We start from the raw sequence: 4,322 nt of genomic DNA, 5'->3' as shown, positions 1-4,322 counted from the left end.
TACTCGCCGTCGATAAAATGAACGTGTCCCATGCCCGAATGAATCGTCCCCAGTACAGTCTGCCGGGCAACGACATGATCGCCGATGTGCAGACTCGGATTGGGTACGATGTGCAAATAATTGTAACGCCCCACGCGGACGTAGGCATTAGAGCCAGAGGACACAATATTTGTGATCGTGCCGTCGATGACCGGATAGACCGGGCTGCCGTCCGCTTTGGGAATGTCAGTCCCGTTGTGAAAATGATCCGATGTGCCAGTGTCTCTGAACTCGCAAAATGTTCCGGTGATGCCGTGCGATTCATTGAACGGAGTCACCGGCCAGGAATATTGGCCGAACAAATAAGATGTCCCCAAAAACGTCAAAAAAGAAACAAAAACAGCAATAAAATTAATTTTGTTCACGTTGATCCCTGAAAATTTTAATTCCGTTTGTCATTCCCATAGCAAGCTGGTTTTTTCGCACAAAAATAGAAGGGAAAATCATGGTTTCATTGGCAAAATCAACATCCAATGTCGTGGTTTGAGATTTCGAAAGTTGCAAAATTTTCAATTGCTCAAATTCAAAATGATCCGTTGCAAAAACTGCCGTGCCGGTCAAAATAGCTGGCTTTTCATTTTTCCCCAAAGCAAAATCTACGATGAGCCGATTTTCTTCAGCCGGAATTATCTGATAACGAAGGTAATCTTTTCTCCCTAAATCGACGCGATAGAGAGCGTGCGTGTCTGCCAAAAGCAAATATTTTTCATTCGATGAAAATTTGTAAAATCGGAAACGCAGCGGCACATCGAGAATTTTCTTTCCGTCCATCGAAAATATCGAGGTTCGTAATTCAGGCGCGCCGTTAATTTGGGGGGTGTAGTGAGAAGCGACAACGTAAGTTCCGCTCGGTGAAATGGCTGTGGAGGCTCCGGTAGTCATTTCCAACGGCTGACGCCACTGTTCCTCGCCGTCAATGGAAAAAAGAAACAGATAGGGCTCGCCGGAAACATGATTCGATTTTTCTTTGCTGAAAAACGAAGGATGCTTTTGCGCTACCACAGAAAACCATTCCCCGTTTCCGCTCATGGCAGCATCGATGGGTTTCTCGAAATTGTAAACATCGTCCGAAAAAAGATCGATGATTTTTTCCGGATCGGGCTGACCGCGAAAAATTTTTATTTCGCCTTTCGCACCGTCCACAAGCAGCGCATCGCCCTGGTCAGAAACGTAAATCGCCGGATAAGGCTCATCGGCAACGCAACTGTAAGGCACGGAAAAAATTTCCCTGCCATCGAAACGCACCACGTGGTAGCTAAATTTCCGCTGCTCTATGTCATTCTTGTCACGAGTTCGCTCAATGAAAGCAACGACATCATTGTTCGGCGAAGATTTAATTTCCGAAAGCGGCAAATATTCGTACGCTGCAGAGACCTGAAAATCAGCGCCCAAAAATTCCACTTTCTCTCGCGTTGCCCGCAGAAACGGAAAAATATTGCCATCGTCAGACTGGCGCCACAGCCATTGGCGAATCTCCGTGGCGCTTTTTTGCTGCCGGACTAATTTTAGCGGCGCTGTTTGCGCCAGGACATCGCCCGAGATGAGTATGAGCGAAAAAATGAACATGATTAATTTTGAAAGAAAATTTTTCTTCACGGCAATTCCCTGATTTGAAAATGAGGACATGAGTTCAATAAAGTTTAAACACAAAAAAAGCTCGAAAATATTGCCTCGAGCTTCTTTCCACATTTTTTTTAGTTGACAGGTTGAAGGAAGTCGGCGCGATCATTCTCCCCTATTCCCAGAAAAAACCGGACCGCCTCTTCAATGCGATGATAATCGACAATCGTATTTTTGCAGGGACCTTCAGGTCGGGCATTGGGAACACCGATCACCGGAATCAACCGCACATCGCGTATTCCGGCGAGCAAATCCCGTTCGCACGCCACGCCGATGATGGCTGTCGGTCTCTGTTCTTTGATGATTTTCCGCGCCAGACTGCCGCCGGGAACGGTGTAAATCAAACAATGATATTTTTCCGCGATGCCGATGATCTGTTTCTGAATCGGTCGCCGCAAACAACGCGGCAGCAAAATTAACACGCGATTGCGGCTCAATTTCCAGCGCGTCGCCAAAATGAGCGAATTGCTGACTTTAATGAAGGAATTCCCCATTCTGTCGTAGGAAATGCCAAATTTCTGTCCCAACGAGAGAATGAACGGCGTCAAAAAACTGATGGAAAATTCCAACTTGCCAAGTCGCACGATGAAATTTTTATGAGTAACGATGGAAAGAATCGTTTGCAAAAAAACCAAAAACAGCAGTCCGACACCCGCAATGAGTACGATTTCCAAGATTTGTGCCAATTGCGCGTTTAATGAAAAAATTCTCGGCTTGATCAAATACCAGATCAAAACCGCTGCCGCCGCCATGAAAATCATTCCCAAAAGCGTGAAACCTAAAAACAATCGTTTTCCGGCTTCCACTTTGATAGCGTCGGCGGTCATCTTGCCGTCCCAATCCAGCCACTCATCCCCTAATCTTCTGTCACGTACCATAAAAAACTCTTTGTTGAAAATTATGAAATCCCTTGCCTGCCAATTACGCGGAGACAACTTCTTTAATTTCAGGGATTTCTTCTTTGAGAATTCGCTCAATGCCATTCTTCAATGTCATTTGCGAAAATGGGCAACCGAAACAGGCGCCGGTGAGACGCACTTTCACGACATTATCTTCCACGCCAATCAATTCGACATTTCCGCCGTCTGCCAACAAAGACGGGCGGATCTTGTCCAAAACTTCCTGCACGCGCTCAAACATATTTTTCTCCTGACAATTTAATCGACGTCGCGAACGACGAAACTTTTTGTGGGACATTTCTCCACAGCGGCCATCAGATCATCTTCATGAATTTTTAAAATCTTTGGCAAATTTCCGTCCATCTCAATGGCGCCGGACGGGGTCACTTTTTCTTTGGAACAGAGCGTACAACCGATGCAGCCGACGGAACAGACGGTTTTCACTGCCTTGGCTTTGTCCTGGGAAACGCAGCCGAGAAAGACTTTTTGCGAGCGGGGAATGAGCGCCATGATGTCACGGGGGCAGGTCATTACGCAAATTCCGCACGCCGTACATTTGTCCTCAAAAACCACCGGCAGGCCATTTTCGCTCATTTCCATGGCGTCAAAGGGACACGCCTTAACGCAGCTTCCCAAACCCAGACAGCCGTAAATACAGCCCTTAGCGCCGCCCATGATGAGCTGCGCCGCAGAGCAGTCCTCCACGCCGTCGTACTCGAAACGATTAATCGCCTGCTCGTGCCCGCCTTTGCACTGCACAACAGCCACTTTCGGCTCTTCCGTTTCAGCTTCCACGCCCAAAATTTCGGCGATTTTTTTCACTGTTTCCGAACCGCCGGGAGAACACAAAGTGATTGATTCGCCATTTTTCACAACAGCCTCTGCATAGCCCGAACAACCGGGATATCCGCAGCCGCCGCAATTGGCGCCGGGCAAAATTTCCAGAGTTTCTTCGATTTTAGGATCAACTTCAACTGCAAACTTTTTTGAAGCATAAGCCAAACCAGCGCCAAAAAGCAATCCCAGACCACCAATACTAACAATTGATGAAACAATCATGACATCCATAGCGCACTCAAGTCCTTTTTTTATTTGCCGATGAGAAGTTAGTTTAAGATTAAGAATATAATTTTATTTATTGAAAAATGCAAGGAAAAATTGTAAAAGATTGGTAACAAGAAGCGAATTAATCCAACCCGCAAAAGCAGCAGTTCCCTTATTTTTTGAGCCACGGACTTACGCCAACGGCGTAACATAACTTAGCCGAGGGCAACGCCCTCGGTTTCAGAAACACAGCCAAAGAAACTAAGCGCTGAAGGCGCGAGATAATAAGGAAAATGCAACCCGTGTGATTGTTTTGACAAAAACATTTTCTGATTATTCATTGATAATAACTATTTGATATTATTTTAGATATCAGAATATCCAATATAATTTTTGGGGGACATTCAGTGTAATTCTTATTTCATAGTTATTAAGTGATAGGTCATTTTTCTAAAGTTACCTATAAACACTTCAGGCAAAACTAAAAATCCGTGCAAATCGGTGTCTATCAGTGGCCAATTTATAAACCATTCGATAACGATTCAGATAGCAATATTTTTTTGGTTTTTGGCGTTTTTTGCTTGACATTTTAGCGTTTTTTTGATATAATGAATTAGGTATCAGCGGGGACGTCTATTCTATCACTTCGGGGAAAATACGAATTTTTGGATAACAATCAAAAGAACTCCGCTACTCTCCGTTTATTTGATTGTTCACTCT

5 protein-coding genes are annotated in these 4,322 nt (G+C 45.0%); all 5 read right to left on the bottom strand.

The window, feature by feature from the left end; genetic code table 11:
• On the bottom strand, window positions 1-404 hold a 404-nt coding region (locus tag GXO74_08955), incomplete at its 3' end, for a M23 family metallopeptidase (protein NOZ61799.1).
• Entirely contained in the window at window positions 391-1,635 is a 1,245-nt protein-coding gene (locus GXO74_08950; protein ID NOZ61798.1) for a hypothetical protein, read from the bottom strand. The genes GXO74_08950 and GXO74_08955, both read right to left, overlap by 14 nt.
• A 98-nt stretch (window positions 1,636-1,733) precedes the next feature.
• Window positions 1,734-2,537 carry a DUF116 domain-containing protein gene (locus tag GXO74_08945; GenBank protein NOZ61797.1) on the bottom strand — a complete coding sequence of 268 codons (804 nt, stop codon included), beginning with the start codon at window positions 2,535-2,537 and terminating at the stop codon, window positions 1,734-1,736.
• Between the two features lie 43 nt (window positions 2,538-2,580).
• A complete protein-coding gene (locus GXO74_08940; GenBank protein NOZ61796.1) occupies window positions 2,581-2,799 on the bottom strand; it encodes a NifU family protein in 219 nt (72 codons plus the stop codon).
• Window positions 2,800-2,816: 17 nt separating this feature from the next.
• Window positions 2,817-3,626 (bottom strand): Fe-S cluster domain-containing protein, encoded by an 810-nt coding sequence (locus GXO74_08935; GenBank protein ID NOZ61795.1) that lies wholly within the window; start codon window positions 3,624-3,626, stop codon window positions 2,817-2,819.
• Between the last annotated feature and the right edge of the window lie 696 nt (window positions 3,627-4,322).

It is taken from the genome of Calditrichota bacterium (assembly GCA_013152715.1).
GTDB lineage: Bacteria > Zhuqueibacterota > Zhuqueibacteria > Thermofontimicrobiales > Thermofontimicrobiaceae > 4484-87.
The sequence above is the reverse complement of the archived record's forward strand: the minus strand, read 5'-3'. Positions and strand labels throughout refer to the sequence as shown.